General features: G+C 69.5%; 22 protein-coding genes, 2 tRNA genes and 2 pseudogenes. 12 read left to right on the forward strand and 14 right to left on the reverse strand.

Features of this window, described 5'->3' with window-relative positions:
• Positions 1 to 17 precede the first annotated feature (17 nt).
• Positions 18 to 1,664, reverse strand: a complete 1,647-nt coding sequence (pgm, locus tag E4V99_RS08660) for a phosphoglucomutase (alpha-D-glucose-1,6-bisphosphate-dependent) (RefSeq protein ID WP_135069416.1) — start codon at positions 1,662 to 1,664, stop codon at positions 18 to 20.
• Positions 1,665 to 1,787: 123 nt separating this feature from the next.
• On the opposite strand from pgm, the gene pheA reads away from it, so the two are divergent.
• The 4 genes from pheA to E4V99_RS08680 all read left to right on the forward strand — a co-directional run bounded on the left by pheA (position 1,788) and on the right by E4V99_RS08680 (position 5,310).
• Positions 1,788 to 2,750, forward strand: a complete 963-nt coding sequence (pheA, locus tag E4V99_RS08665) for a prephenate dehydratase (protein ID WP_135116969.1) — start codon at positions 1,788 to 1,790, stop codon at positions 2,748 to 2,750.
• Positions 2,750 to 3,580, forward strand: a complete 831-nt coding sequence (locus E4V99_RS08670; protein ID WP_135116970.1) for a PhzF family phenazine biosynthesis protein — start codon at positions 2,750 to 2,752, stop codon at positions 3,578 to 3,580. The genes pheA and E4V99_RS08670 overlap by 1 nt, the downstream gene beginning before the upstream one ends.
• Before the next feature lie 30 nt (positions 3,581 to 3,610).
• Complete coding sequence (locus tag E4V99_RS08675; protein WP_205805808.1) at positions 3,611 to 4,063, forward strand: MarR family winged helix-turn-helix transcriptional regulator; 453 nt, start codon at positions 3,611 to 3,613, stop codon at positions 4,061 to 4,063.
• Between the two features lie 131 nt (positions 4,064 to 4,194).
• Positions 4,195 to 5,310 carry an alkene reductase gene (locus E4V99_RS08680; RefSeq protein WP_135116971.1) on the forward strand — a complete coding sequence of 372 codons (1,116 nt, stop codon included), beginning with the start codon at positions 4,195 to 4,197 and terminating at the stop codon, positions 5,308 to 5,310.
• A 29-nt stretch (positions 5,311 to 5,339) separates the two neighbouring features.
• Here the strand turns inward: E4V99_RS08680 and E4V99_RS08685 are convergent, their stop codons facing one another.
• The 5 genes from E4V99_RS08685 to E4V99_RS08705 all read right to left on the reverse strand — a co-directional run bounded on the left by E4V99_RS08685 (position 5,340) and on the right by E4V99_RS08705 (position 10,869).
• On the reverse strand, positions 5,340 to 6,710 hold the full coding sequence (locus tag E4V99_RS08685; RefSeq protein WP_245233142.1) for an MFS transporter: 1,371 nt from the start codon (positions 6,708 to 6,710) through the stop codon (positions 5,340 to 5,342).
• Between the two features lie 87 nt (positions 6,711 to 6,797).
• On the reverse strand, positions 6,798 to 7,847 hold the full coding sequence (locus E4V99_RS08690; protein ID WP_135069404.1) for an LLM class flavin-dependent oxidoreductase: 1,050 nt from the start codon (positions 7,845 to 7,847) through the stop codon (positions 6,798 to 6,800).
• Between the two features lie 39 nt (positions 7,848 to 7,886).
• A complete protein-coding gene (locus E4V99_RS08695) occupies positions 7,887 to 8,147 on the reverse strand; it encodes a TM2 domain-containing protein (protein ID WP_240742732.1) in 261 nt (86 codons plus the stop codon).
• Positions 8,148 to 8,195: 48 nt separating this feature from the next.
• Positions 8,196 to 9,548: a deoxyribodipyrimidine photo-lyase gene (locus E4V99_RS08700; RefSeq protein WP_135116973.1), complete on the reverse strand. Its 1,353-nt coding sequence runs from the start codon at positions 9,546 to 9,548 to the stop codon at positions 8,196 to 8,198.
• 49 nt (positions 9,549 to 9,597) lie between these two features.
• Entirely contained in the window at positions 9,598 to 10,869 is a 1,272-nt protein-coding gene (locus E4V99_RS08705; RefSeq protein WP_135116974.1) for a diacylglycerol kinase family protein, read from the reverse strand.
• 106 nt (positions 10,870 to 10,975) lie between these two features.
• Between E4V99_RS08705 and serS the strand changes: the two genes are divergently transcribed.
• The 6 genes from serS (at position 10,976) to E4V99_RS08735 (ending at position 16,532) form a co-directional block, all read left to right on the forward strand.
• Complete coding sequence (serS, locus tag E4V99_RS08710) at positions 10,976 to 12,241, forward strand: serine--tRNA ligase (protein WP_135069392.1); 1,266 nt, start codon at positions 10,976 to 10,978, stop codon at positions 12,239 to 12,241.
• Positions 12,238 to 13,194 carry an HAD hydrolase family protein gene (locus E4V99_RS08715; protein WP_135069389.1) on the forward strand — a complete coding sequence of 319 codons (957 nt, stop codon included), beginning with the start codon at positions 12,238 to 12,240 and terminating at the stop codon, positions 13,192 to 13,194. Before serS ends, E4V99_RS08715 begins: the two co-directional genes overlap by 4 nt.
• A gap of 64 nt (positions 13,195 to 13,258) precedes the next feature.
• Positions 13,259 to 13,343: transfer RNA gene (locus E4V99_RS08720), tRNA-Ser, on the forward strand.
• Positions 13,344 to 13,389: 46 nt separating this feature from the next.
• On the forward strand, positions 13,390 to 15,042 hold the full coding sequence (locus E4V99_RS08725; RefSeq protein ID WP_167747824.1) for a RecQ family ATP-dependent DNA helicase: 1,653 nt from the start codon (positions 13,390 to 13,392) through the stop codon (positions 15,040 to 15,042).
• A gap of 33 nt (positions 15,043 to 15,075) precedes the next feature.
• Complete coding sequence (locus E4V99_RS08730) at positions 15,076 to 16,362, forward strand: LCP family protein (RefSeq protein WP_240742731.1); 1,287 nt, start codon at positions 15,076 to 15,078, stop codon at positions 16,360 to 16,362.
• 78 nt (positions 16,363 to 16,440) lie between these two features.
• Positions 16,441 to 16,532: transfer RNA gene (locus E4V99_RS08735), tRNA-Ser, on the forward strand.
• 228 nt (positions 16,533 to 16,760) lie between these two features.
• Here the strand turns inward: E4V99_RS08735 and E4V99_RS08740 are convergent.
• The 7 genes and pseudogenes from E4V99_RS08740 to E4V99_RS08770 form a co-directional block, all read right to left on the reverse strand.
• Complete coding sequence (locus E4V99_RS08740) at positions 16,761 to 17,936, reverse strand: site-specific integrase (protein ID WP_245233143.1); 1,176 nt, start codon at positions 17,934 to 17,936, stop codon at positions 16,761 to 16,763.
• A gap of 22 nt (positions 17,937 to 17,958) precedes the next feature.
• A pseudogene (locus E4V99_RS08745) lies at positions 17,959 to 19,180 on the reverse strand (IS256 family transposase).
• Positions 19,181 to 19,297: 117 nt separating this feature from the next.
• Positions 19,298 to 19,966, reverse strand: coding sequence for a zinc ribbon domain-containing protein (locus tag E4V99_RS08750; RefSeq protein ID WP_135116975.1), 669 nt, complete (start codon positions 19,964 to 19,966; stop codon positions 19,298 to 19,300).
• The gene (locus E4V99_RS08755) at positions 19,966 to 20,301 is read right to left on the reverse strand and encodes a helix-turn-helix transcriptional regulator (RefSeq protein ID WP_135116976.1); all 336 of its coding nucleotides are present in this window, start codon (positions 20,299 to 20,301) and stop codon (positions 19,966 to 19,968) included. The genes E4V99_RS08750 and E4V99_RS08755 overlap by 1 nt, the downstream gene beginning before the upstream one ends.
• Positions 20,298 to 20,846 carry a tyrosine-type recombinase/integrase gene (locus tag E4V99_RS18615; RefSeq protein WP_245233144.1) on the reverse strand — a complete coding sequence of 183 codons (549 nt, stop codon included), beginning with the start codon at positions 20,844 to 20,846 and terminating at the stop codon, positions 20,298 to 20,300. Before E4V99_RS18615 ends, E4V99_RS08755 begins: the two co-directional genes overlap by 4 nt.
• 2 nt (positions 20,847 to 20,848) lie before the next feature.
• Positions 20,849 to 21,415, reverse strand: coding sequence for a hypothetical protein (locus E4V99_RS18620; RefSeq protein ID WP_245233145.1), 567 nt, complete (start codon positions 21,413 to 21,415; stop codon positions 20,849 to 20,851).
• 779 nt (positions 21,416 to 22,194) lie between these two features.
• On the reverse strand, positions 22,195 to 22,926 hold the full coding sequence (locus tag E4V99_RS08770) for a response regulator transcription factor (RefSeq protein ID WP_135116977.1): 732 nt from the start codon (positions 22,924 to 22,926) through the stop codon (positions 22,195 to 22,197).
• Positions 22,927 to 23,512: 586 nt separating this feature from the next.
• Between E4V99_RS08770 and E4V99_RS08775 the strand changes: the two are divergent.
• Positions 23,513 to 23,733: pseudogene (locus E4V99_RS08775) on the forward strand (alpha-hydroxy-acid oxidizing protein); the annotation flags it as partial.
• Positions 23,734 to 24,258: 525 nt separating this feature from the next.
• On the forward strand, positions 24,259 to 24,696 hold the full coding sequence (locus E4V99_RS08780) for a hypothetical protein (RefSeq protein ID WP_135116978.1): 438 nt from the start codon (positions 24,259 to 24,261) through the stop codon (positions 24,694 to 24,696).
• Positions 24,697 to 24,721: 25 nt separating this feature from the next.
• On the opposite strand, the gene E4V99_RS08785 is transcribed toward E4V99_RS08780, so the two are convergent.
• On the reverse strand, positions 24,722 to 25,333 hold the full coding sequence (locus tag E4V99_RS08785; protein WP_135116979.1) for a DedA family protein: 612 nt from the start codon (positions 25,331 to 25,333) through the stop codon (positions 24,722 to 24,724).
• Positions 25,334 to 25,402: the final 69 nt, after the last annotated feature.

Here is a 25,402-nt window from a genome sequence, read left to right on the forward strand (position 1 = left end):
CCCGCCCTCGATCAGGGTCAGGCGTCGCCGAGGGCGGCCGTGACGACGGCGCGGGCTTCGGCCTGCACCTCGCGCAGGTGCTCCTCGCCGCGCAGGCTCTCGGCGTAGAGCTTGTACACGTCCTCGGTGCCGGAGGGCCGGGCGGCGAACCACGCGTCGGCGGTCTGCACCTTGACGCCGCCGATCGCGGCCCCGTTGCCGGGGGCGTGCGAGAGCTTCGCCGTGATGGGCTCACCGGCGAGCTCGGTCGCCGTCACCGCGTCGGGCGACAGCTTGGCCAGCTGCGCCTTCTGCGCGGGCGTCGCGGGCGCGTCCACGCGCTGATATGCCGCCGCACCGAACTCGGCCTCGAGCTCCGCGTACCGCTGCGACGGGGTCTTGCCGGTGACGGCGAGGATCTCCGCGGCGAGCAGGCACAGCAGGATGCCGTCCTTGTCGGTCGTCCACACGCTCCCGTCGGTGCGGAGGAACGAGGCGCCGGCCGACTCCTCGCCGCCGAAGGCGACCGTGCCGTCCAGCAGGCCCGGCACGAACCACTTGAACCCGACGGGAACCTCGTACAGCGACCGGCCGAGCGAGGCGACGACCTTGTCGATGATCATCGACGACACGAGCGTCTTGCCGACCGCCGCATCCGCGGGCCACCCCGGGCGGTGCGAGAACAGGTAGTCGATCGCGACGGCGAGGTAGTGGTTGGGATTCATCAGCCCCGCGTCGGGCGTGACGATGCCGTGCCGATCGGCGTCGGCGTCGTTGCCGGTGAGGATGTCGTACTGGTCGCGACGGGCGACGAGGGCGGCCATCGCCGAGGGCGAGGACGGATCCATCCGGATCTTCTCATCCCAGTCCAGCGTCATGAACCGCCACGTCGGGTCGACATCGGGGTTCACGACCGTGAGGTCGAGGCCGTACACCTCGGCGATGAGGGCCCAGTACTCCACGGATGCCCCGCCCAGCGGGTCGGCGCCGATGCGCACGCCGGCGGAGCGGATGGCGTCGATGTCGATGATGCTCGCGAGGTCGCGCACGTAGGCGTCGCGGAAGTCGTACTCGCCGAGCGAATCCAGGTCGATGTCGGCATGGCGGGTGCGACGCACGCCCGACAGGCCACCGGCGATGAGCTCGTTCGCGCGGTCGGCGATCCAGCTGGTGGCATCCGTGTCGGCGGGTCCGCCGTGCGGGGGGTTGTACTTGAAACCGCCGTCGCGCGGCGGGTTGTGACTGGGGGTCACGACGATGCCGTCCGCGCGGCCAGGGTCATCGGCGGCGAGCCCGCGGTTGTGGGTGAGGATCGCGTGGCTGAGCGCAGGGGTCGGCACCCACGAGTCGCGCGAGTCGATGCGCACGTCGACGCCGTTGGCCACAAGCACCTCGATCGCGGTGTGCTCGGCCGGCAGCGACAGGCCGTGCGTGTCGCGGCCGAGGAACAGCGGCCCGGTGATGCCCTGGCCGGCGCGGTAGTCGACGATCGCCTGCGTCGTGGCGAGGATGTGGTCTTCGTTGAAGCTCGTGGACAGCGACGACCCGCGATGGCCGCTCGTGCCGAACGCGACGCGCTGCCCTGGGACAGACGCATCCGGCTTGCGGTCGTAGTAGGCGTTGATCAGTTCGTCGACGTCGATGAGATCGGATGCTTCGGCGGGAAGTCCTGCGCGACTGCTCATCCTCCCAGTCTGCCTCGCGCGCGCGCCGAGCGGCACCGATTTGACACGATCGATCCCGTTCTGGCAATCGCGGGCCTCGCCGCGCAGCGAGCCCGGCGCCGGGGCGGGTCTAGGCTGATCGCCGTGACGTCCGAGCACGAGAACCCGCCCGTCCGCCGTACGTACAGCTATCTGGGGCCGGCGGGAACCTTCACGGAAGCCGCGCTCGCGCAGGTGCCCGAGGCCCGCGATCAGATCTGGCGGCCCGTGCGCAACGTCGGCGAAGCGCTGGCCGACGTCGTGGAAGGCCGCTCGGACGCGGCCATGATCGCGATCGAGAACTCCGTGGACGGCGGGGTGTCGACGGCTCAGGACGCCCTGGCGACCATGCCGGGCCTGCGGATCATCGGCGAATACCTCGTGCCGGTGAACTTCGTCCTCGTGGCCCGCCCCGGCACGCGGATGGAGGAGGTGTCGCTGGTGGCGGCGCATCCGGTCGCCTACGCGCAGTGCCTGCAGTGGCTCACCGCGACCCTCCCCGCCCACGCCCACATCCCCGCCGCCAGCAACGTGGCCAGCGCCCTGGGGATCCTGGACGGAACCTCGGATGCGGATGCCGCCGTGGCCGCCCCCGGCATCGTGGCCCACCACGAGCTGGCCGTGCTGGCCGAGGGGATCGGGGACAACGCCAACGCCGTGACGCGCTTCGTCCTCGTCAGCCGCACCGTCGCTCCCGCCCCGCCCACGGGGGCGGACAAGACCTCGCTCATCGTCGAGCTGCCCGAAGACCACCCCGGCGCCCTGCTGGAGCTGCTGGAGCAGTTCGCCACGCGCGGCATCAACCTCAGCCTGCTGGCGTCGCGTCCGATCGGAGACGCGCTCGGGCGGTACCGCTTCGTCATCGACGCGGACGGCCACGTCCACGACGAGCGCATGGCCGATGCCCTCCTGGGGCTGCGCCGCTTCAGCCCCAAGGTGATCTTCCTCGGCTCGTACGCGCGGGCCGACCGCGCGATCGTCCGTTACCCGCCGCGATACTCCGACGACGTGTTCGCCGAGGCCCGCGACTGGCTGCGGGGACTCCTGAGCGGAGAGCCGGAGAGCTGATGCCCGCGGTGCTGCGGTACGCCGCGTTCGCCGATCCGGATCGCCCCGGCGGCGGCAATCCCGCGGGCGTGGTGCTGGATGCCGACGGCCTCACCGATGCCGACATGCAGCGCATCGCCGCCGACGTGGGCTTCTCCGAAACGGCGTTCCTGCGCGCCGACGGCGGCATCCGATACTTCTCCCCGCTGGCCGAGGTGCCCTTCTGCGGTCACGCCACGATCGCGACCGCCGTCGCGGTGGCCGCGCGCGACGGGGCGGGCTCCCTCACGTTCGCGACCCCGGTGGGCCCGGTCGAGCTGGAGACCTCGCGCGGGGCGGACGGTGTCCTGCGCGCGTCGTTCACGAGCGTCGAGCCGCGGATCGAGGAGTTCGCCCCGGCCGTGCTCTCCCGCCTTCTGCACCTCCTGCGCATCCGCGAGGAAGACCTCGACCCCGATCTGCCGCCGCGCATCGCGTACGCGGGCAACCGGCATCCCGTGCTCGTCCTCCACGACGCCGGCGTGTTCGACGGGTTCACGTTCGACCCGGCGGCGGTGCGGGCGCTGATGGATGCCGAGGGGTGGGCGGGCACCGTGACGGTGATGCTGCGCGCGGCCGACACGGTGTGGGAGGCCCGCAACCTCTTCCCGGTCGGGGTGATCACGGAGGATCCGGCGACGGGTTCGGCCGCGGCATCCTTCGGCGGGTACCTGCGCGAACTCGCGGCGGTGGACGCCCCCGCGCGCGTCGGGATCCGCCAGGGCCGGCACGTGGGGCGGCCGAGTCTGCTCGTGGTCGACATCCCCGCCGCCGGCGGCATCACTGTCTCGGGTACCGCCCGCCTCCTCTGACCCCGCTCGGGGGTCCTCTACGCTGTGGACATGCCTGAGCCGATGCGGCTGTCCACCGGACCCCTGAGCTCCGCGATCTTCCGGGTGGCCCGAGCGCACAAGGCCCTCGCGGCCAAGCTCCTGCGATCGACCGGGCTGCGGCCGGGGCAGGAACTAGTCCTGATGACCCTGTGGGAGCACGGCCCGCAGCGCATGACCGACCTGGTGCAGACGCTGGATACGGATGCCCCGTCGATGACGCGCAGCATCGGACGGCTGGAGAGGGCCGGCCTCGTCCGTCGCGGACCCTCCCCCGTCGACCGGCGGGTGAGCGTCGTCGAGGCGACGGAGGCCAGCGTCCGCCTACGGGCCGACGTCGAGGCGGCGTGGGCGGAACTGGAGGCGGTGACGGCGGGGTCGCTGGGGAAGGACGAGCGTCGGCAGCTGCTGGCCCTCCTGACCGGACTGGAGACCCCGCTGCGCGAGGCAGGCGACCGGCTCTAGCCGCGGGATCCGCTCCTGCTCCGCCGCCCCTTGACGCGTGGAAGAAAGTTGCTCGAGCAAGGAATACGCCGGGCGGTTTTCGTTGTTCGAGCAAGTAGTGGCATTCCGCCACCTCGAACAGGAGCATCCGCATGAGCGATCACTCAGCACCCACCCCCGTGACGGCATTCGAGCCGATCACGATCGGCAGCCTCCGGCTCCGGAACCGCATCGTCATGGCCCCCATGACGCGCAGCCGCGCGTTCGGCACCCGTGCCAACGCCGACATGGCCACCTACTACGCCCAGCGCGCCGGTGCCGGGCTCATCATCACGGAGGGAACGCAGCCGAGCCCGGTGGGGCAGGGCTATCCCGACACCCCAGGCCTGCACACGAACGAGCAGGTGGAGGCGTGGACGGCCGTGACCGGTGCTGTGCATGAAGCAGGCGGCGTGATCGTCGCCCAGCTCATGCACACCGGTCGCATCGGGCATCCCGCCACAACCGCCGCCGTCGGTTCCGGCGCGCTCACCCCGGTCGCCCCGTCGGCGGTCCGTGCGGCCGGATCCGTCTTCACCCCCGAGGGGCCGAGGGATCACGTGCAGCCCGCCGAGCTGAACGAGGACGAGATCCGCGCGACCATCGCCGACTTCGCCGCCGCCGCACGCAACGCCGTCGCGGCCGGATTCGACGGGGTGGAGGTGCACGGCGCCAACGGGTACCTGCTGCACCAGTTCCTCGCCACCAACGCCAATCAGCGCACGGACGACTGGGGCGGAAGCGCCCGCAATCGCATCCGCTTCACCGTCGAGGTCGTCGAGGCCGTCGCCGCGGCCATCGGCGCCGACCGGACCGGGCTGCGCATCTCGCCCGCCAATGGCCTCGGCGACACCACCGAGGACGATGCCGCGACGCTGTACCCGCTTCTCGTCGAGCGGCTCAACGGCCTGCAGCTGGCGTATCTGCACCTGGTCGAGGCCGGTGACGCGGGATTGACCCCGGTGATCCGGGCGGCGTGGAAGGGCGCGCTCATCCTCAATGCGGTCACCCCCGACTCACGCGATGACAGCGCGCGGCTGGACCGCGTCGCACGGGGCGAGGCCGACCTCGTCTCCTTCGCCCGCGCGTACATCGCCAACCCCGACCTGGTCGACCGGCTCGCCGAGGGCGCTCCGCTGGCCGAGCCCGACCTGACCAAGGCGTACGGCGGTGGTCGCGAGGGATACACCGACTACCCCGTGCTCGCCCGCGACGGCGCATCTGCCTGAGCCGAGCTCGGCGGCGCGTGCGGTGAGGGTCAGGGACGCGGGGCGTCCTGCAGGGTGACCCACGCGCTGCCCTGTTCGCGGTCCAGCGGCGTCTCGGCCCGGTTGCGCATGAAGAAGATGTACACCGTGAGGCTCACCGCGATCACCGCGGTGACGTAGACGATGAACCACGTCACCCCGCCGCCGGTGAGGGAGGCCTGGTACACCGCGGGCGCCGTGCCGCCGAACACCGAGTTGGCGAGGGCGTAGCCGAGGCCCACGCCCAGCGCCCGCACGCGCGCGGGGAACACTTCGGCCTTCACGATCGCGTTCACCGAGGTGTAGCCGGTGAGGATGACGTACCCCACCGCCGTGAGGGCGAACGCGACCAGCGGTGACTGCGTCTGCGGGAGGAAGGTGATGAGCACCCACGTGTAGAGGACACCGCCGATTCCGAAGAAGACCAGCAGCGGCTTGCGCCCGACGCGGTCGCTCAGCAGTCCGCCCAGGGGCTGGAGCAGCATGAGGAAGATGAGTCCGAGGAGGTTGGTCCACGTCGCCGCGACCGCTCCCTCCTCGCCGAAGGCCGTCTTGACGATGGTGGGGGCGTTGACGCTGTAGGTGTAGAAGGCGATCGTGCCTCCCGCCGTGACGAGGAACACCCACACCAGCTGCCGCCAGTACGAGGTGAAGAGGGTCTTGAGCGACCCCGAATCGCGGTCGGCGCCCGAGCGCACCGCCTCCAGGTGCTCCTCGCTGAGGGACTCGTCCATCGTCCGGCGCAGCCACAGCACCACGAGGGCGGCGATGCCGCCGACGAAGAAGCCGATGCGCCATCCCCAGTCCTCGACCGCTTCCACCGGCATGACCGCGAGCACGATGAGCAGCGTCAACTGCGCGAGCACGTGGCCGCCGATGAGGGTGACGTATTGGAAGGAGGAGAAGAACCCGCGGCGGCGGGCGGTGGCCGCCTCCGACATATAGGTGGCCGACGTGCCGTACTCGCCGCCGGTGGCGAAGCCCTGCACGAGCCGCGCGCCGATGAGGATCACCGCCGCCCACATGCCGATCGCCTCCCGCGTCGGCATGACCGACACGAGGAACGAGCACGCGGACATGAGTGTGATGCTGACGGTGAGGGCGGCGCGGCGGCCGCGGCGGTCGGCGAACCGTCCGAAGAACCACGATCCGATCGGCCGCATGATGAAGGTCACGGCGAAGATCGCATAGATGTAGAACGTCGAGTTACGGTCGTCCTGATCGAAGAACTGCGCCTCGAAGTACGTCGCGAAGACGGTGTAGACGTAGACGTCGTACCACTCGACGAGGTTGCCCGCCGAGCCCTTCACGGTGTTGAGGATGGCGCGGCCGGTGCTCACCGGCGCGCGCGTCGGACCGGCCGATGCGGTGGCTTCGCTCACGGGGTCGAGGGTACGCCCGCGTGCGCCGGGGGTACCGGGCCTTGCGGGCATGTCGCGGTCCGGTTACGCGCGCCGCCGCCCGGGAGCTCAGGCCACCCGGGCCGGCGCGGCGAGCAGCTCGAGCGTGCGGATGCGGCCGGGGGCGGTGTCCAGGGGCTCACCGTCGTACGAGCCGGCGACGGGGGAGATCATGACCTCGTCCACGCCGAACCGCGCGGCGAAGGCCGACAATTCCGCCGACACGTGGTCGCCGGTGCCGACGAACCACTTCGAGCGGGCGGCGGTCATGAGGCTGTTCGCCATCCCGTCCCACGGGTCGGCCTGAGCCTGCTCAACGGTCTCCAGCGGCACGAGCGGGCGGTTGGTGCGGAGCCTCGCCATCATCCGCAGCTGCGGCAGGGCGCGCTCCTCCGCCTCCTCGGCCGTGGGGGCGGCGATGACGTTGACGGTCAGGAACGTGCGGGGCTCGGGATGCTGCGGGCTCGGCTGGTACTGCGTGCGGTACAGGTCGAGCGCCCGCTCGAGTCCTTCGCCGGAGAAGTGGTTGGCGAACACGTACGGGAGCCCGAAGCGTGCGGCCAGCTGCGCGGAGTAGTCGCTGGAGCCGAGGAGCCACACCTCGGGAGCGCCGGTGGCGGCCGGGGTGGCGTGCACGGTGTATTCGCCGCCGGAGGTGAACCGGACGGTGGCGCCCTCGGGGGAGGACAGCGCGATGATGTCGGTGATGTGATCGGGGAAGCGTTCCACGTCGCTGGTCGCGCCCGAGCGGTGCAGCAGCTGCGTGATGACCGCGTCGGAGCCGGGCGCCCGTCCGAGGCCGAGGTCGATCCGCCCGGGGGCGATGGCTTCCAGCGCCGCGAACTGCTCCGCCACCACGAGCGGGGAGTGGTTGGGCAGCATGACACCGCCCGAGCCGACGCGGATGCGCTCGGTGCGGGATGCGGCTGCGGCGATCAGCACCGGCGGGGTCGTCGAGGCGACCGCCGGCATGTTGTGGTGCTCGGCGAACCAGTACCGGCGGTAGCCGAGCCGGTCGGCGTGCACGGCGGAGTCGAGGGAGGAGGCGACCGCTTGCGCGCTCGTCTGCCCGTCGCGGACGGGCACCAGGTCGAGGACGGAGAGGGCGGGAGCGTTCATCCCTCGTGGCAACCGCCGTCGCCGGTCAGTCATTCCCGCTCAGCGGCCGCGAACGTATTCGACCGGGAGGCCGTGCTTGTCCTTCATGGCGCCGGCGATGATGAGGATGAGGTCGATCAGCCACCACACGCCCAAGCCGCCCACCGTGATGAGTTTGAGGATGCCGGTGCCGATCTTGCCGAGGTAGAAGCGGTCGATCCCGAACTCGCCGAGGAAGATCGACAGCAGCAGGGTCGCCAGCCACGACTTCTCGCTGATGCCGGCGTACGGTTGCGGGGCGGGGTAGGGCGGCTGAGACAAGCGATCTCCTGACATGAGCGGTGGTCCGAGCGTAGGCGGTGGAGGGGCTCAGCGGGCGTGTGTGACCGCATCGTACGCGTCGAGCGCCTGACGGCGGGTGCCGGCCAGATCGACGATCGGGGCAGGCGGATCGGCGGCGAGGTGCTCGGGCGCCCAGCGGCGGATGTACTCGGCATTCGGGTCGAACCGGTCGCGCTGGCGTTCGGGGTTGAAGATCCGGAAGTACGGGGCGGCGTCGGCGCCGGATCCGGCGACCCACTGCCAGTTGAACGCGTTGCTGGCGGCATCCGCGTCGACGAGCGTGTCCCAGAACCACTCCTCGCCGTGCCGCCAGTCGATCAGCAGGTTCTTCACGAGGAAGGACGCCGTGACCATCCGCACCCGGTTGTGCATGAAGCCGGTGCGCCAGAGCTCGCGCATCCCCGCGTCCACGAGGGCGACACCGGTGCGACCCCGCTGCCACGCCGCCAGGTGGTCGCGGTTCAGGCGCGGCCACGGGAAGGCGTCGAACTCGGCGCGCCAGTTCTTCGTCGCCAGGTCGGGGAAGTGGAACAGCGTGTGCCACGCGAACTCGCGCCATCCGAGTTCGGACAGGAACCGGGATGCGTCCGCTTCCCGGTGCTGCACGGCGGCATGCCACACCTGGTGCGGACTCAGCTCGCCCCACCGCAGCCGCGGCGACAGGCGCGCGGTGGACTCAGCGGCCGGCTCGTCGCGCGCGCGGTCGTAGTCCGCCAGATCGTCGGCGAGGAACTGCGCCAGGCGCGCGGTGGCCGCCGGTTCGCCGGGCTCCCACAGCTCGGCCAGGCCCTCCGCCCAATCCGGATGCGCGGGGCGCAGCTCCCACGCCGCGAGGTCGTCGGAGCGCGGGATCGCCGAGGGCCCCGGGATCGTGTCGGGTGCCGGCTGCGGCGCACGCGGAGCGGGAAGGCTCCGGCATGCGCGCCAGAAGGGCGTGAACACCGCGTACGGGGTGCCCGAGCCGGTCTGCACCGTCCACGGCTCGAACAGCAGCGAGGCCGAGAACGAGGCGACCTCGGTTCCGTGCGCGCGCAGCGCGGCCTTGATGCCGGCGTCGATGCCGCGCTCGATGCCGCCGTACCGCCGGTTCCAGAACACCGCGCCGGCACCGAGCTCATCGACAACGGCGGGCACGACGGTCGCGGGATCGCCGCGACGGAGCACGAGGGTCGACCCGCGTGCGCGCAGTTCGTCGGCGAGAGAGGCGAGGGATCCGTGCAGCCACCAGCGCGCGGCCCCGCCGAGGGGCCGGATGCCGCCCGACTCCTCGAGCACGTACAGACCCATGATCGGCCCGCCGCGCTCCAGCGCCGCGTGGAGTGCGGGGTTGTCGGCGACGCGCAGGTCGTCGCGGAACCACACCAGGGACGGGCTCGTCATGCCGTCACGCTACGCAGCCCCTGCCCCGCCATCGCGGGGTTGACAGGGGTCAGAGCGAGGAGGTGTCGTGACCGCGGGGGACGACGATCTGCAGCCCGCCCGGGACGATACGGCAGTAGATGCGGGTGGCCTCGCCGAACTCGTCGCCGTCGAGCTCGACCGGCTGCGCCGGGCTCGTCGCCGTCTCGATCTCATGCCCGCGGCGGAAGTGCACGGACGCGTCCCGCCCCCGCCGCTCGAGCACCCGGCGCCCGGCGCGGAAGCGGCGCAGGAAGGAGTTGTCCCACCAGATCTTGCGCCACACGCCCAGCCAGCCGAACGGCCCGGCCGGCTGGATGACGGCGACATCGAGCTTGCCGTCGGCGATCGAGGCCTCGGGGATGAGGGCGATGCCCGCCGGCAGCGAGCCGCAGTTGGCGAACAGGATGCTCTGCACCCGCGCCGAGTGCAGGCGCTGGTCGTCGAGCTGGTAGACGATGCGGAACGGCTTGGCCGTCACCAGCGAGCGGGCGGCGCCGTCGACGTACGCGACCCATCCCACGGTCTTCTTCAGTTCCGGCCGCGTGTTGGCGATCATCGCGGCATCCAGCCCCATGCCCGCCATCACGACGAACCCGTGCTCCTCGGTCGAGCCGTCGGTGCGGCGCAGGCGCGCCACGCCGGCGTCGACCGCGAGCACGTCGCCGTCGAAGGTGGCCCGCACCATCGTCTCGGGGTCGGCCAGGGGGAGATTGAGGTTGCGGGCGAGCAGGTTCCCCGTTCCGCTGGGAACGATCGTGAGCGGCACCCCGGTGTCGGTGAGCGCCTCGCTCACGGCCCGCACGGTGCCGTCGCCGCCGGCCACGAGGATCGCGTCGGCGCCTTCGTCCAGCGCCGCGCGCGCCGCGTCGTCGCCCAGATCATCGACCGTCGTCTCGAAGAACAGCGGCTCGGCCCACTCGGCCTCCCGCGCCAGGCGTGCCACGAGGTCGCGCAGCTGGGCGGGGTCGACCTTCGTGGGGTTGTACACCAGGGCCGCTCGCTTGAGGTCGGTGGGCGGAGCATCCATCGTGGTCTGCTGGCCGTCGGCGGTGACCTGAACGGCCTCGCCGACCTCCCCGTCGGTCGTATCGGGCGCGACGTCGTCGGGCTCGCGGATGACGTCGTCGGGCGCGGCCGCCTCGGCCGGGTCGGGGGCGTCGGTGTTCGCGCCGCGCGGGCCGGGAGCATCCGTCGCCGGACGCGGTTCGTCATCACGCAGCGGATCGGCCTCGAACGCCGCCGCTTCGTCTTTCCGCGGAATCGTCTCGTCCGTTTCCGGGGTGTCCGCATCAGGCGCCATGGGTACACACTAGGGCCGCCACCGGGCCCATAGCCCGTTTCCGTGGCACCCGGCGCGACGGTTCACGCCGGGCCGGAACGGAAAACCGCTGGCCTAGGATTGAGCCGTGATCGACCTGACCCTGCTGCGCGAAGATCCCGAGCGGGTGAAGCGCTCGCAGACGGCCCGGGGCGTCTCGCCGGAGACCGTGGATGCTGCGCTCGCCGCCGACCGTGACCGTCGCGCCGCCATCACGGCGTTCGAAGAACTCCGCGCCGCCCAGAACGCCCACGGCAAGCGCGTGGCGCAGGCGCCTAAGGACGACAAGGCGGCGCTGGTCGCCGAGGCGAAGGACCTCAGCGAGCGCGTCAAGGCCGCCCAGCACGCGGTGACCGCCGCCGAGGAGGCAGCCGACGCCGCCCTCGCAAAGATCGAGAACATCGTTCTCGACGGCGTTCCCGCCGGTGGCGAGGAGAACTTCGTCACCCTCCGCACGCACGGCGACGTGCCGCAGTTCGACTTCGAGCCACTGGATCACCTGGCCCTGGGGGAGAAGCTCGGCGCGATCGACATGGAGCGCGGCACGAAGGTCTCCGGCAGCCGCTTCTACTTCCTCACCGGGATCGGCGCCCGCCTCGAGCTCGCGCTCATGACGCTGGGCCTGGACCGCGCGCTCGCCGCCGGGTTCACGCCCATGATCCCGCCCACCCTCGTCCGCCCCGAAGTGATGCGCGGCACCGGTTTCCTCGGCGAGCACGCCGACGAGGTCTACCACCTCGACGGTGAAGATCTCTACCTCGTCGGCACGAGCGAGGTGCCCCTCGCCGGCTACCACATGGGCGAGATCCTCGACTTCGAGCGGGGCCCGAAACGCTACGCCGGGTGGTCGACGTGCTACCGGCGCGAGGCGGGGTCGTACGGCAAGGACACCCGCGGCATCATCCGGGTGCACCAGTTCAACAAGCTCGAGATGTTCGTCTACGCCGACCCCGACACCGCCGAGGCGGAGCACCTGCGCCTCGTCGACATGCAGGAGGGGATGCTGCAGGACCTCGGCCTGGCGTACCGGGTCATCGACGTCGCCGCCGGCGACCTCGGTTCCAGCGCCGCGCGCAAGTACGACGTCGAGGCCTGGGTTCCCACCCAGCAGGCGTACCGCGAGCTCACGAGCACCTCCAACTGCACGACCTACCAGGCGCGTCGCCTGGACATCCGCCACCGCCCCGACGGCGGGAAGACCCAGCCGGTGGCGACCCTCAACGGTACGCTGGCGACGACCCGGTGGATCGTGGCGCTGCTGGAGACCCACCAGCAGGCCGACGGATCCGTGCGTGTGCCCGAGGTCCTGCAGCCCTACCTCGGCGGCCTCACGGTGCTGGAGCCGATCGCATGACGCCCGGCGACGCGGAGCTGGCCGACACCGGGAGCGTGCGGGTCGTCGACCAGGACGACGCCGCGGAAGCGGTCGACGCCGTCGACGACGCATCCACTGGGCGCCTGCTCATCGCGCTCGACATCGACGGCACCGTGATCCTCGAGGACGAGAGCCCGAGCCCGGGCGTCGTCGAAGCCGTCGCGCACGCGCACCAGCGCGGTCACGAGGTGATGCTCGCGACCGGACGCAGCTGGGAGAGCACGCACCGCATCATGGAGCTGCTGGACATCCGTCCCGAATACGCGGTGTGTTCCAACGGCGCCATCGTGATGGGGCGCCGCGACCTTCGGCAGGCTCAGGGATCGGCGCATGCCGGTGCTCGGGGTGTTCCGGCCGTAGAAGGCTCGCTGGCCGCGGAGTACGAGCGCGTGCATGTGGAGACCTTCGACCCCGCCGAGGTCCTGACCCTGCTGCAGGAGCACCTCTCCGACGCCCGCTACCTCGTGGAGCTGCCCGACGGCACGCGCCTGTACACCGAGTACCTGGAGGACTGGAACCTCCGCGGCGCCGACCGCGTCGAGTTCGAGGCCCTCTCACACCAGCCGGTCTGCCGTGTCGTGGTCGTCTCGCCCGGCCAGACCGATACCGATTTCCTCGAGCTCGTCTCCCGCATCGGCCTGACCCAGGTGTCGTACGCGATCGGCTGGACGGCGTGGCTCGACATCGCCCCGCAGGGCGTCAACAAGGCGACGGGCCTCGAACTCGTGCGCGGATGGCTCGGCATCGACCCCGCCAACGTGCTCGTGATGGGCGACGGGCGCAACGACCTCGAGATGTTCGAGTGGGCGCTGCGCAACGGCGGTCGCGCAGTCGCGATGGGGCAAGGTCCCGAAGAGGTGCGCACGGCCGCCGGTGAGATCGGGCTCTCGGTCACCGAGGGCGGGGTCGCCGCCATCCTCCGCGCCCTGTGACTCCGCGTCGCCCCGCGCCGCTCGACTAGACTCGGCCGTCGACGGATGCCGCAAGGCGTCGTCGGGAGGGTTGTCCGAGCGGCCGATGGACCTGGTCTTGAAAACCAGTGGGCAGCAATGTCCCGTGGGTTCGAATCCCACACCCTCCGCACAACCCCCGCGCCCGCAGCCGCGGCATCGCATGGAGTGACTCCCATGAGCTCTGACGACATCGCGCGCGTCGCGCGCGACTATTTCGGCCTCGACAGGCTCCGGCCCGAGCAGCGGGAGGCCATCGAAGCCGCCGTCGCCGGCCGCGACGTGCTGGTGGTGTGGGCCACTGGCTCCGGCAAGTCGGCGGTGTACCAGATCGCCGCGGCGCTGCGGCCCGGCCTCGCCGCGATCGTCTCGCCCCTCATCGCGCTGCAGGAGGATCAGCTCGCGCGCCTGGAGGAGGCGCCGGATGCCCCGGTCGGCGTCGCGATGAACTCGGCCCGCGGCGCGGCGGCGCAGCGCAAGGCGTGGGAGCGGGTCGCGGCGGGCGAGGTGGAATACGTCCTGCTGGCGCCTGAGCAGCTCGCCAAGCCCGACGTCGTCGACCGGCTCGCGGAGCAGCAGGTGTCGCTCCTGGTCGTGGATGAAGCGCACTGCATCGCGTCGTGGGGGCACGACTTTCGCCCCGATTACCTGCTCCTGGATGCGGTGGCCGAGCGTCTCGGGCGCCCGCCCGTGCTCGCCCTCACGGCCACCGCATCCACCCCCGTCCGTGAGGAGATCGTGGAGCGCCTGGGCATGCGCGATCCGCTCGTGCTCGCCGGCGACGTCGACCGCCCGAACATCGCCCTCGCCGTCCGTCGGCACGCCACCGACGCCGACAAGCGTGCGGCGGTGCTCGACGAGATCGCCGCGCTCCCCACGCCCGGACTGCTGTATGCGGCCACGCGGCGCGGCGCGGAGGAGTACGCCGCCGAGCTGTCCGACCGTGGCCTGCGCGCCGTCGCGTACCACGCCGGCCTTCCCGCACGGGAGCGGGCGGACGTGCACACCCGCTTCCACGCGGACGACCTCGACGTGGTCGTGGCGACCTCCGCGTTCGGCATGGGCATCGACAAGCCCAATGTGCGCTTCGTCCTGCACGCCGACGCGCCGGAGTCCGTCGACGCGTATGCGCAGGAGATGGGTCGCGCCGGACGCGACGGCGAACCGGCCCACGCGACGCTGCACTACCGGCCGGAAGACCTCGCCCTGCGACGCTACTTTGCCACGAAGCATCCGGATGCAGGGGAGTTGAGGGCGCTCGTCCGGGCCCTCCAGGGTGGGGTTGCCAAGCGCAGCGACCTCGCCGAGGCGGCCGGGATGAGTCCGCGCCGGGTGACGGCGCTGCTGACCCTCATGGCCGACACCGCGTCGGTGCGGCTCACCCGCGACGGCGCCGCCCTGCGCCCCGGCCTGGACGTGGAGCAGATCGTGGCGGCCGCGATGGAGCGCACCGAGGATCGCGAACGCATCGACCGCTCGCGCATCGAGATGATGCGCGGGTACGCCGAGACGCGCCGCTGCCGGCGGCACGTGCTGCTCGGCTACTTCGGGCAGAGCCTGGACGAGCCGTGCGGGAATTGCGACACGTGCGCCGACGGTTCGGCGTACGAGGAGCCGGGGGCACAGGCGGATGCGGCCGCGGGGGAGTACGCGGTCGACGAGCGCGTCGTCCATGAGCAGTGGGGCGAGGGCACCGTCATGGCGGTGGAGGATGACCGCATCACCGTCTTCTTCGAAAGCCATGGGTACCGTCAGCTCTCCCTCGCACTGATCGCCGAGAACGAGCTTGTTCAGCCCGTCCTCACGGGGTTCTCAGGTGCGCGCCCATAAGATGGGCGCCGCGAGACCGCCCGGAAGGACACCGTGAGCTCGATCAAGCCCGTGAAGCGCGGCCGCCGTACGGTGGCCCGTCACGGTCGGCTGACCACGCCCCACCCGTTCGCGCAGGTCATGCGGATCATCGCGGTGGCCCTCGCCGTCGTGCTCGTGGCCGGCGCCGGCGTCGCCGCGTACGTCGCCTACGACCTCTCCTCCAGCTTCACCGCCGACGCCGTCGAGCTCGAGGGCCAGGGGCCGGTGCCCCCCGACATCGGGGCCATCGAGGGCGGGGTCAACCTGTTCCTCGCCGGCACCGACGAGTGCGAGCCGGAGTTCGCGGCCTACTTCGGCGATCGCTGCAAGGGCCCGGACTCCGAGGGCACCCTCAACGACGTCAACATGCTCGTGCACATCTCCGACAACCCGCGCCGGGTCACGGTGGTGTCGTTCCCCCGAGACCTGATGCTCCCGATCCCCTCGTGCACGGATCAGGACGGCCGCACGACGTCGGCGATGAGCAAGCAGCAGATCAACAGCGCGTTCTCCTACGGAGGGCTGTCGTGCGTCGTGAAGACGGTGTCTGAGCTGAGCGGGCAGAACATCCCCTTCGCCGCGAAGGTGAGCTTCGGCGGCGTCATCAACATCACCGACGCGATCGGCGGGGTGGATGTCTGCATCGCCAACGGCATCCGCGACCGCCACACCGGCATCGATTGGCCCGCCGGCAACCGCAACATCCAGGGCATCGAGGCCCTGCAGTTCCTCCGCACGCGCCACGGCGTGGGCGACGGTGGTGACCTCGGCCGCATCAGCAATCAGCAGCAGTACATGTCCAAGCTCGCGCGCAAGCTCGTGAGCGAGGACGTGCTCTCCGATCCGGGCACCCTCTACAAGCTGGCATCCACCGCGCTCGAGAACGTCGATCCCTCGACCAGCCTGACCAACCCGCTGCTTCTGGTGCAGATCGCCCTCGCGGTGAAGAACGTGCCGTTCGAGGAGATCGTCTTCGTCCAGTACCCCACCCTCACCGACCCCTACGACGCCAATCGCGTCGTGCCCGACTACGACGCCGCCGAGCAGCTGTGGGCCGCCCTGGAGGCGAACCAGCCGCTGCAGCTGACGGGCGAGATCAGCGGCGGCGAGGGCGTCATCGAGGCGGGCGGGCCGGAGGGTGAGACTCCGGCCGAGCCGACGGATCCCGTCGAGCCGGTCGAGCCCACCGAGGGTGCGGCCGAGACGCCGGACCCGCAGGAGAGCGCCGTCGCGCTGCCCTCGACGATCGCCGGGCAGACGGCTGCGCAGAACACCTGTTCCAACGGAAATCTCCGGTAGACGCATCCTGCGTTCAGCGACGCGTGCCGCGCCGGTTAGTATGGACGGGTGTGTCCGCCGTTTCAGCGTCGGATGCCTGGAGACGTCGCATAGTCAGGCCTAGTGCACCACCCTGCTAAGGTGGAGTCCCCTTACGGGGACCGAGGGTTCGAATCCCTCCGTCTCCGCCACGAGATATGGCCCGGGATCCCTTGGAAACACTGGGATCGTGGGCCATAGACGTCTCACAGACTGGCGATTTGCGTCCCGATTGCGTCCCGTTTCCGCGAAACCGCCTCAGAGCGGCGCGTTCCGGCTCGACCTCTGAGCCTTCGTAGCGCTGTTGCGTCCATTCGGGACGCACGTCTGGCGGGCGCGACTAGCCGCCAACATTCTGATCGGCAGCGCAGGAACCTTGATCAGTCGGCAGGATCTTCCCGGGCGAAGAGCGCGCCGATCCCAGCTTCCTCTGCCGCCGAATCAAGCGCAGCCGACACCGCATCGAGGTCCGTGTCGAAGAGGTCGGAGTAGACGTCGAGCGTCATGGCCGCGGAGGTGTGCCCGAGCATCCGTTGGATCGTCTTTACGTTCGCTCCGGCCTGCACGGCGAGAGACGCAGCGGTGTGGCGCAGATCATGGGTAGTCATGATGGGGAGATCAGCCTTCGTCAACGCGGACTTGAACCACGACTTTGAGCCGCTGTCAGACCGAGCGCGTCGCATGAATTGACCGTCCTTGCCAGGGAACACGAGGGCATCACGAGGACGATCTTCCACTGCCGTTCTAAGCTCCTGTACGAGGAAGCGGGGAATCGGCACAAGCCGCCCCTTGTGCGACTTGGGGGTTCCCTCGTGGATCTTCCCGTGAACCTCTACGGCGTTCGCAGTCACATGGAGACGGCCGCGATCGAGGTCCAGATCCCGGACACGGAGCGCTGCCGCCTCGCCCCACCGGATCCCGGTGTAGGCGAGCACGAGCACCAGGAGTTTCCGTTCGCCGGATGCTTCCGCGAGACGGATAACTTCCTGGTGTGTCAGGTACCCGTGGCGACCACGGCTCTTCTTTGGCAGCCCCACGCGTCCCATTCGAGCAGGGTTGTTCGGGATCCGGCCGTCGAAAACGGCGTCGTCCAGGATGCTGGCGAGCACTCCGAACGTCCGGATCGTGACAGTGGCGCCTGTCTCGTTTGTGAGCTTGGCCACCCACGCGCGCACATCAGTGTGTCTGATGTCCCCGACCTCCCAGCGGCCCCAGGTCGGTTGTACTCGCAGCCGCCACGCTGTCGCCACCGGAGCGAAGGAAGACGGCTTCATCGAATGTCGCTTCGCCTCGAGCCACGTCTCCCCGAGTGCGTCGATGGTCACGCGCGCCGCCTTGGGGTCGACGAAGTTGCCTTTCGCGCGCGAGGACTCGACTTCCGCGAGCCACAGTTCGGCGTCGCGCTTGCGCTCGAAGCCTCGCTTCCCGCCCTTGGAGCCGTCGGGCTCCAGGTAGCGGACCTCGTAACGCTTGCCGGCGGCGGTCTTGTAGGGGCGAACGCTACCCACCCGCCGGTCGACGGCGACGTCCCCGGTAGTGGTGGAGTTTCTCAACACCGTGCGAGGTCAGCTGGTTGGATTATGCCGCGGTCAGTTCCGGGATCGCCACCTCCTGGGGTTCGGTGTGCAGGAGCTTCATTGAGTGTTCGCTGAAGTAGCGGCGGTCCGCGCCGTCCCATTCGTCGTGCTGCTCGATCAGGACGTGCCCGGCCAGGCGGAGTAGCGCGGCGGGGTTGGGGAAGGTGCCGACGACGTCGGTGCGGCGTTTGATTTCCTTGTTCAGCCGTTCCAGCGGGTTCGTGGACCAGATTTGCCGCCAGTGCGGATACGGGAACTCTGCGAAGGCGAGGAGGTCGGTCCGGGCGGTCTCGAGCATGTCGGCGATCTTCGGGTGCGAGCGGGTGAGCATGCGGACGACCTCGTCGAGCTGGCCGAGAACGTGTTCGGTGTCGGGTTGGGCGAAGATCGTGCGGATGATCGACGCGACCATCGGGCCGGCGGTCTTGGGGACGTTCGCGAGGACGTTGCGCATGAAATGCCCCCGGCAGCGCTGCCAGCTCGCGCCGGCGAACACGGTCTGGATCGCCGCGATCAACCCGGTGTGCGCGTCGGAGATGACCAGCTGCACCCCGTCGAGCCCGCGGGCCTTCAGTGAGCGCAGGAACGTGGTCCAAAACGGTTGCGATTCCGTCTCTCCGACTTCGAACCCGAGGATCTCTCGGCGCCCGTCCGCGGCGACGCCGACGGCGATGACGACGGCCTGGGAGACGACGCGGCGGCCGACGCGGGCTTTGCAGTAGGTCGCGTCGAGGAACACGTATGGGTAGGCCTGGTCGGCGAGCGGTCGGTCCCGGAACGCGGCGACGTCCTCGTCCAAGTTCGCGCAGATCCGCGACACCTCGCTCTTCGAGATGCCCGTATCCGCGCCGAGCGCTTTCACGAGGTCATCGACCTTGCGGGTCGAGACGCCGTGGACATAGGCCTCCATCACGACCGCGAACAGGGCCTGATCGACCCTGCGCCGTCGCTCCAGAAGCGACGGGAAGAAGCTCCCCTGCCGCAGCTTCGGGATCCGCAACTCCAATTCCCCGGCTGTGGTCGTCAGAGTGCGAGGACGGGTGCCGTTGCGGTGCGCGACGCGGTCGGTGGTGCGTTCGAACGGGGCGGCGCCGATGAACGCGGCCGCTTCCGCGTCAATCAACTCCTGGTAGAGCGTCTCGGTCGCGACCCGGATTCGGTCAGAGACATCGGGAGCTTGAGTTCCCGAGCAACTCGAGGAGGGCAGACTGGTCAAGAGCCATCGTGCGTATGTCTTTCTGTGAGCAACTTTGGTCGGTTCTCACTGACCATCGCACGATGGCTCACCAGCGTCTACGACGCCGGACTCGCTGCCGAAAAGTCCACCACTCCCAGGGACGTCACCGTTGTTCACCGGTCGCGATGGTGAATCCTTCGACGTTGAGGGCCCGAAGTAGCGAGCTGATTGCCCGCAGTTCCGTGCGGTCGTTGGCTGCCATTGACAGCGTGAGGGTGGAGGCAGCGCGTCGTTGCTGTTGCCAGCGGAAGAAGCGTCGGAGCGCGAGCTGATCCGCTCGGTGCGGCAATGACGCCAGTTCCGCACGGGCGTTGGCCTCGACCGCGACCGCGTATTCGTCACGGGGTGGCAGGACCTGAAGGTCGACCAGCAAGGAGCGCACCTGTGACACGGACCGGGGCGTGCCCATCTGGTCAAGATCCGTGTGGGTGACCGAGCGATCGAGAGCGGCGATTTTCTCGATGAGCTGCCACGAGGTGCCGCGTCTCTTGACGAGGAGGACGTAGCGGGGATCTGCATCCCGGAGGTGGTCACGGACCGCGGAAAGTGCCGGTTGGGCGCGGAGGATCGAGTCGGTGAAGACGGCGTCGAGGAGGTCACTGGCACGGCAACGGCGGCAGAGCCGTGCCCCGTTGAGGTGGTCAACCTCGGTGCAGCGAACGCACGGACGCCGGAACTGTGGTGCGTTCCGATAGCACCAGTCGCAGTAGCGGCCATCGAGGTGGATCGCGGCGGTGCGCCCGCCGTGCCCGCAGGTTGTCGGTGCTGCCATCAGTCCGTGACTCGAGCTGGCCGCGGACGAAGCCCGCGTTCCCGGATCGCCGTGGACGCCGACTCGCTTTCACCCACGGCCTTCGGCACCCGGGTCTTACCGAGGTCGACTTTGACGATGAGGTCATCGGCCGCGCAGCCAAGGATGTCCATCAGCGCGATAAGGACAGTGAGGTTCAGCCGCTCGGGTTTGTCGGTGACGAGCCGGTAGACCTGGCTGGCGGAAAGATCCACGCCTCGGTCCTGGAGAAGCGGGATGAGCTTTGTGGTGCTGAACATACCGGCAGCTGCCATCTGGTCACGCAGCCGCCATTCATAGCCGATCACGGTGGTCATGGGTTCTCCTGGGTTGAGACGGTGAGGGCGGGAACGCGACGGAGCGCGTCCTTGAGCAGCCGGTTGGCGAACTCTTCGGAGACGTGCGTGTAGATACCCGTCGTGGATTGATAGGCGTGACCGAGCTGCCGCTGCACGAACACGGGGTCGTGGCCGTCTTCGATGAGGTGCGTGGCATAGCTGTGCCGCAGGCAGTGTGGGGTGAGCCGCGGATCCAGCTCGAGGTCGTCTCGCAACTGAGCAAACTTGTCGTTCAGGGATCGTCTGCCCAGGCGGTCGCCACGCTCGGACCACCACTGCGCCGCCCCGTTCCCGCTGCGCATCAGGGGCAGCACGTTCTCCACATAGTCGGCGACCGCGTCCACCGCCCACGGCATCACCGACGCGACTGTTCGGGGCTTGGGCGGTGACCCGCGGGAGGCCTTGCCGTATCGGACGCGGAGGAAGCCGAAGTCGCCGAAGGTGGGTAGTTTCGGGTTGCGGTAGAAGTCCACGGTGTCGAGCATCAGCGCTTCCCGAGCACGCAGCCCCCAGCCGTAGATCACCTTCAGCAGCGTCGCGTCGCGGTACGCCGACGCGGCGCCTTCCGCTTCATCGCCAACCGGACCTCGACGTCCTTGTCCGCGTGATCGAACAGCCGCTGCAACTCCTCCCGAGTCAGCGGCCGGCGGCGCGGGTCGCCCTCGTAGTCCTGAACATGGACGCGCGTGTTCCAGTCATGACACACCTGCACTGGGTGCGATCCGAACCGCTGCTCGCACTCGGCAACCCAGCCGTAGTGCGGAGAGCAGACAAAGTCGCAGAACTGACGGACAGCCAACTGATAGCCCCGAATCGACGTGGACGCCAATTTTCGCACCGCGACCAAGTCCGTCATCCACTCGTCGAACTGAGCGGCCGTCCACAGCCACGGATACGAGTCCGCGTGCCGCTGGAACAGCCGCACCTGGTTGAGCCGCCCCTCGACCGTTCGCGCTTGCAGATTCCGGCCACCGACTTGCTGAGCCGACCAACCGCTCAACATCGCCTCGAACAACGCCACGTCCTCATTGAGAACGACCGCGCCCGGGAGCAGATGAAGCCTCGCAGAGCCGAACGGCACACCGAGATCCACGACCTGCCCTCCCGTTCAACGCACGTATCGTGCATTCAATGGGAACGTGGTAGACGCAAGGCAACGCCGAGCTGACGTCGCGGGTTCCTGACGGTGGCCATTCCGCCCGCCTTCACTGCATGATCGCCTGCATTTGATGCAACACCGCGCAGACGACCGGCGTACCGCCGATTGGTGCCCACGACCGCCTCCCTCGCTAGTTGGTACGACATCAGTTAGATTCGAACACTTGTTCTATTGTCGGTGTCCTGACCGCACCCGTGATCCAGCGCGAACCCATTTTGTGGATGGTCAACGACGTGCCGGCGTGCATGGTCTGCGCCGGTCGCCGCTGGCGCGTCACCGACACACCGACCCGTCTGCGGGAATCGGTGTGGACCGCGCCGCTCGAGGATCACCACGGCCTCTACGGCTGGAGGTTCCAAGCAACCGACACGGCGGGGGAGTCCCTAGTGTTCGACGTTTACCGAGCGGAGGACGGCTGGCACGTACATCGGGCATACGCCTGAGCGGGCCCTGTTAAGCGGTGTCAGAAGCGCGGAGGCCCGATAGCGGCCCGAGCGCGCTGCGGCTCGGCGGCAGCAGAAACGGGCTCGAACTGATCCGCGTCACAGGGGGCGAACGCGGGGGTTCGCGCTAGGAGGGAGATCCCACCCGTTCTCCGTGTGGAGCTGCTCGAACTGTAGCGGACCTCGTATCGCTTGCCCTTCGCGGTCTTGCCGATCCTGTGAGACCGGGTCGGTGGCGGGTCGTCGATGTCTCGCCACCGACCCCTTTGTTCACGTGGTCCGGACCGGATCCGCGTTCAGGCCCGGCTGGTGGGTCATCTCGTAGATCGCCGCCTGCGTTCGGCGCTGCACGTTCAGCTTCGCCAACAGCGCGGACACGTAATTCTTCACGGTCTTCTCCGCCAGGCCGAGCTGCTCGCCGATCTGCCGGTTGCTCATGCCCTGGGCGATGAGGCGCAGCACCTGACGCTCCCGCATCGTCAGGTGTGGGTCGCGTTCGCCTTCACCGTCAGGAGCCCACGTCGCGTCCGGCTCGCGCCGGGGCGTCACGGCGATGCGTGCGGCGACCTGCTCGCCCCGCGCCACCCGGCGGATCACATCGAGCAGGATGCGGGCCTGCACATCGTCGGGAAGGTACCCGTGGGCTCCGGCAGCCGCCGCACCCCCGCGCACCTCCTCGCGGCCGGGCCGGCCCAGAATCAGGCAGCGTGAACGGCGATTCTTCGCGCGGATGCTGCGAGCCAGCTCGCTCCCGTTGCCGTCGGGCAGCACCGCGTCGATGATCACCACATCGGGCAGGCTCACCGCGATCCGCCCGGCACTCTCACGCACCGAGCCGGATTCGCCGACGACCACCAGGTCGGGCGCCGCACCGATGAGATCTCGCAGACCTCGGCGGAATATCTCGTGGGAATGAACCAGGAAAATCCTGATGGGTATCGATTCTTGGCCGACAATACGTCGCCGGACCGCCGCAGGCGCGGTTACCGATTCTCCGAACATGGGGGCCCCTCCCGTCCGGGCGCGCCCCCCACGAGCACGTCGCTCGTCTTTCCAGCAGAGGCTTGCGCACGTCGTCCGAGAAGGGGCCGCTCGCGGCCCGCGCGGTCCTTGCCTGGGGGCCAAGTACTCAGTGTCGGAATCATGCCGACACTCTGTCATCAAACTTTCCGACGCGGAAGGGAGAACTCCGACTCGGGGCGCGCCCTGGGCCCTTTGGCCCTAGCCGGGGCTACGGCCCGGAGGATTCACTGGGGGAAACCCCAGGAGGCGCGATGGATCCGCCCGCCGCTCGGCGGCCTCGCCGCGGCCCCGGCGGCCGCGGCGCCGCTCGCTCGCGCGGCGCTGGTGGCGGCTCTCGCGGTCGCGCGATCGTTGCGACCAGTCACGGTACGAGCCATCGTCGAAAGCTTCGTTGCCGAACTCATCGCGCCAGTTCGGGCCTGCGATAGTGCGGAGCACCCCATCCGTTCGACCGAACCTGGCGCAGTCATCCCCTCTTTGGCGAATAACTGCGGGTCGTGTTCCCTGGCCGGGTGGGCAACTGTCGCGGGCCAGATTCGAGCCCATCCGGACTCCCACACCCCCCGCCGACATCGTGGCGGCCATGGCCTCGGGTGCGAAGTTCACCCTGATCGGGCGGGCCTATCTCTACGCCTCATGGCCGGCGGCCGCGCGGGCGTGGAACGCGCCATCGGAATTCTGCGCACCGAGATCGAGCGCACCATGAAGCTGCTCGGGGTGTCGTCGATCGACGAGCTCGAGCCCGGCCACGTCACGCAACTCGCGCGGCTGAATCCGGTCCCATAGCGGTGTGAAACGCGGCCGCATGTGCGAGCAAGCTCCCGCACGGGTGTGGGGTGCCACCTGCCTGGGCAGCACAACTTGTGCATGGCCCGCTCACGGGTCGTCAGCGGGCCTATCGATGCGGTTCGGCGCACAGGAGGTTCCGTAGGTTCGCACTCCCACCGATTCACGAGCGCGGGCGTGGGCTAACGCCGCGGGGGGACCATCAGCTGGCACGCGCCGGGCTAGCGGTGCCGGGGAACGAGGGCTCAGCTGCGTCTCGATTGCGTCCGATTGAACGACTTCGAGCATCGCTGGACGTCGTCGAACAGGGTCACGAACGGCATCGAATCAACGGGAACGACCATGACTACCGATGAGCGTTCACTCCCGGACCGGGTTCAAATCCCTCCGTCTCCGCCAAAAAGGCCGGATCAGTTGGCATTTTGTGCAGCCTCTGTGTCTCGTTCGTGCCGAGTGTAACGCGACAACTGCTGACCGTCGCTTCCGGGCTTCGGGCATGACGACAGTGACCGCGCGTCGGCGCCGGTGCGCGGATCGCTCGCGAAGAATAGGTCTGTCGCCGCGACCGAGTCCGGGCCTGGTGCGCGCCCGACCACCGCCCGGGCGATCGGCGAGGCGGGCCGCCGCCTCACCCCCACGGACGTCGTCGGTCGCGATACCCTCGCGTTTCGCGCGCTGCTCGAGGGTCTCCAGCTGCTGGAAGAACGTCACATGCCAGCCGGCGGTTCCCTGAACTCGGGCGTTGAGGCTCTGGAATGGCGTCTGTACCGGCGGAGCGATGAGCTCGGCGCCGCTGCCACGCGCCGCCGCGACAGCCTGCTCGGTGTTCTCGACCTCCAGCGCGATCCGCAGCGCTCCCTGGGTGTGCGGTGCGCCCTTGACGTCGTCGATGTTCGTTGCGTGCGTCGGCGTGGCCAGCTCGATCGTCGCGATGCCGGCGTGCAAGATCGCCACTCGGACTGACCGCATGGGGGCGGTGATGGACGGTTCACGAGCGGACCCGCGCGCGACGGCGTTGCACGATGATGGCGGCGAGAACTGCCGCGCCCGCGACGAGGAGCGACGGAATCGTGTAGCGGCCGACGATCTGAAGCAGCACCGGGCCGATCGTCGCTCCGCCGATGACCCAGAGCGTGGCCCAGATGACTGCGGCTACTGCGCAGATCGCGGCGAAACGCCGATAGCGGATGGTGGATGCTCCAGCGGCTGCAGCGACGAGGGTTCGTATGCCGGGCATGAGCCGAGCCACTATGACGACCCAGAACTGGCGGGCGACGAAGTCGCGCGCGGTCATCCACCTGTCCTGTCCGAGGCGTTTGATCAGTCTCGTCTCGCCTAGGCGTGGGCCCAGTTTCCGGCCGACGGCGAAGCCGATGTGGTCGCCCAGGAAGGCTCCGGTTGCTGCGGCCACGACGGCCAGTGCGACATGCAAGGGGCTGTCTGCGAGGGCCATCGCCGCAAGTACGATCCCTGTCTCGCCGGGGAGGATGGCGCCTACGCCGAGCGCTGCGTCGATGGCGGCGAAGAGGAAGATGCAGACGAGCAGAAGAGTCGCGTGTTCTCCCGCTCGGTCCAGCAACGTCCAGATGAGATCGATCATGACTGCGACGCTATGAGGGCGAGAAGGTGCGGCAGAACCGACGATCGGGCACGTCTGCACTGACGATGG

Source organism: Microbacterium sp. dk485, from assembly GCF_004570445.1.
GTDB classification, from domain to species: domain Bacteria; phylum Actinomycetota; class Actinomycetes; order Actinomycetales; family Microbacteriaceae; genus Microbacterium; species Microbacterium wangchenii.

What these genes read in the sequence shown, in the direction of transcription:
- E4V99_RS08675 (WP_205805808.1), top strand. Translation starts at nt 3,611, where the DNA reads ATGCCTGAGCCGATGCGGCTGTCCACCGGACCCCTGAGCTCCGCGATC.
- E4V99_RS08690 (WP_135069404.1), bottom strand. Translation starts at nt 7,847, where the DNA reads ATGAACGCTCCCGCCCTCTCCGTCCTCGACCTGGTGCCCGTCCGCGAC.
- E4V99_RS08670 (WP_135116970.1), top strand. Translation starts at nt 2,750, where the DNA reads ATGCCCGCGGTGCTGCGGTACGCCGCGTTCGCCGATCCGGATCGCCCC.
- E4V99_RS08705 (WP_135116974.1), bottom strand. Translation starts at nt 10,869, where the DNA reads ATGGCGCCTGATGCGGACACCCCGGAAACGGACGAGACGATTCCGCGG.
- E4V99_RS08770 (WP_135116977.1), bottom strand. Translation starts at nt 22,926, where the DNA reads ATGTTCGGAGAATCGGTAACCGCGCCTGCGGCGGTCCGGCGACGTATT.
- E4V99_RS08785 (WP_135116979.1), bottom strand. Translation starts at nt 25,333, where the DNA reads ATGATCGATCTCATCTGGACGTTGCTGGACCGAGCGGGAGAACACGCG.
- E4V99_RS08750 (WP_135116975.1), bottom strand. Translation starts at nt 19,966, where the DNA reads ATGGCAGCACCGACAACCTGCGGGCACGGCGGGCGCACCGCCGCGATC.
- E4V99_RS08725 (WP_167747824.1), top strand. Translation starts at nt 13,390, where the DNA reads ATGAGCTCTGACGACATCGCGCGCGTCGCGCGCGACTATTTCGGCCTC.
- pgm (WP_135069416.1), bottom strand. Translation starts at nt 1,664, where the DNA reads ATGAGCAGTCGCGCAGGACTTCCCGCCGAAGCATCCGATCTCATCGAC.
- E4V99_RS08755 (WP_135116976.1), bottom strand. Translation starts at nt 20,301, where the DNA reads ATGACCACCGTGATCGGCTATGAATGGCGGCTGCGTGACCAGATGGCA.
- E4V99_RS08715 (WP_135069389.1), top strand. Translation starts at nt 12,238, where the DNA reads ATGACGCCCGGCGACGCGGAGCTGGCCGACACCGGGAGCGTGCGGGTC.
- E4V99_RS08700 (WP_135116973.1), bottom strand. Translation starts at nt 9,548, where the DNA reads ATGACGAGCCCGTCCCTGGTGTGGTTCCGCGACGACCTGCGCGTCGCC.
- E4V99_RS08680 (WP_135116971.1), top strand. Translation starts at nt 4,195, where the DNA reads ATGAGCGATCACTCAGCACCCACCCCCGTGACGGCATTCGAGCCGATC.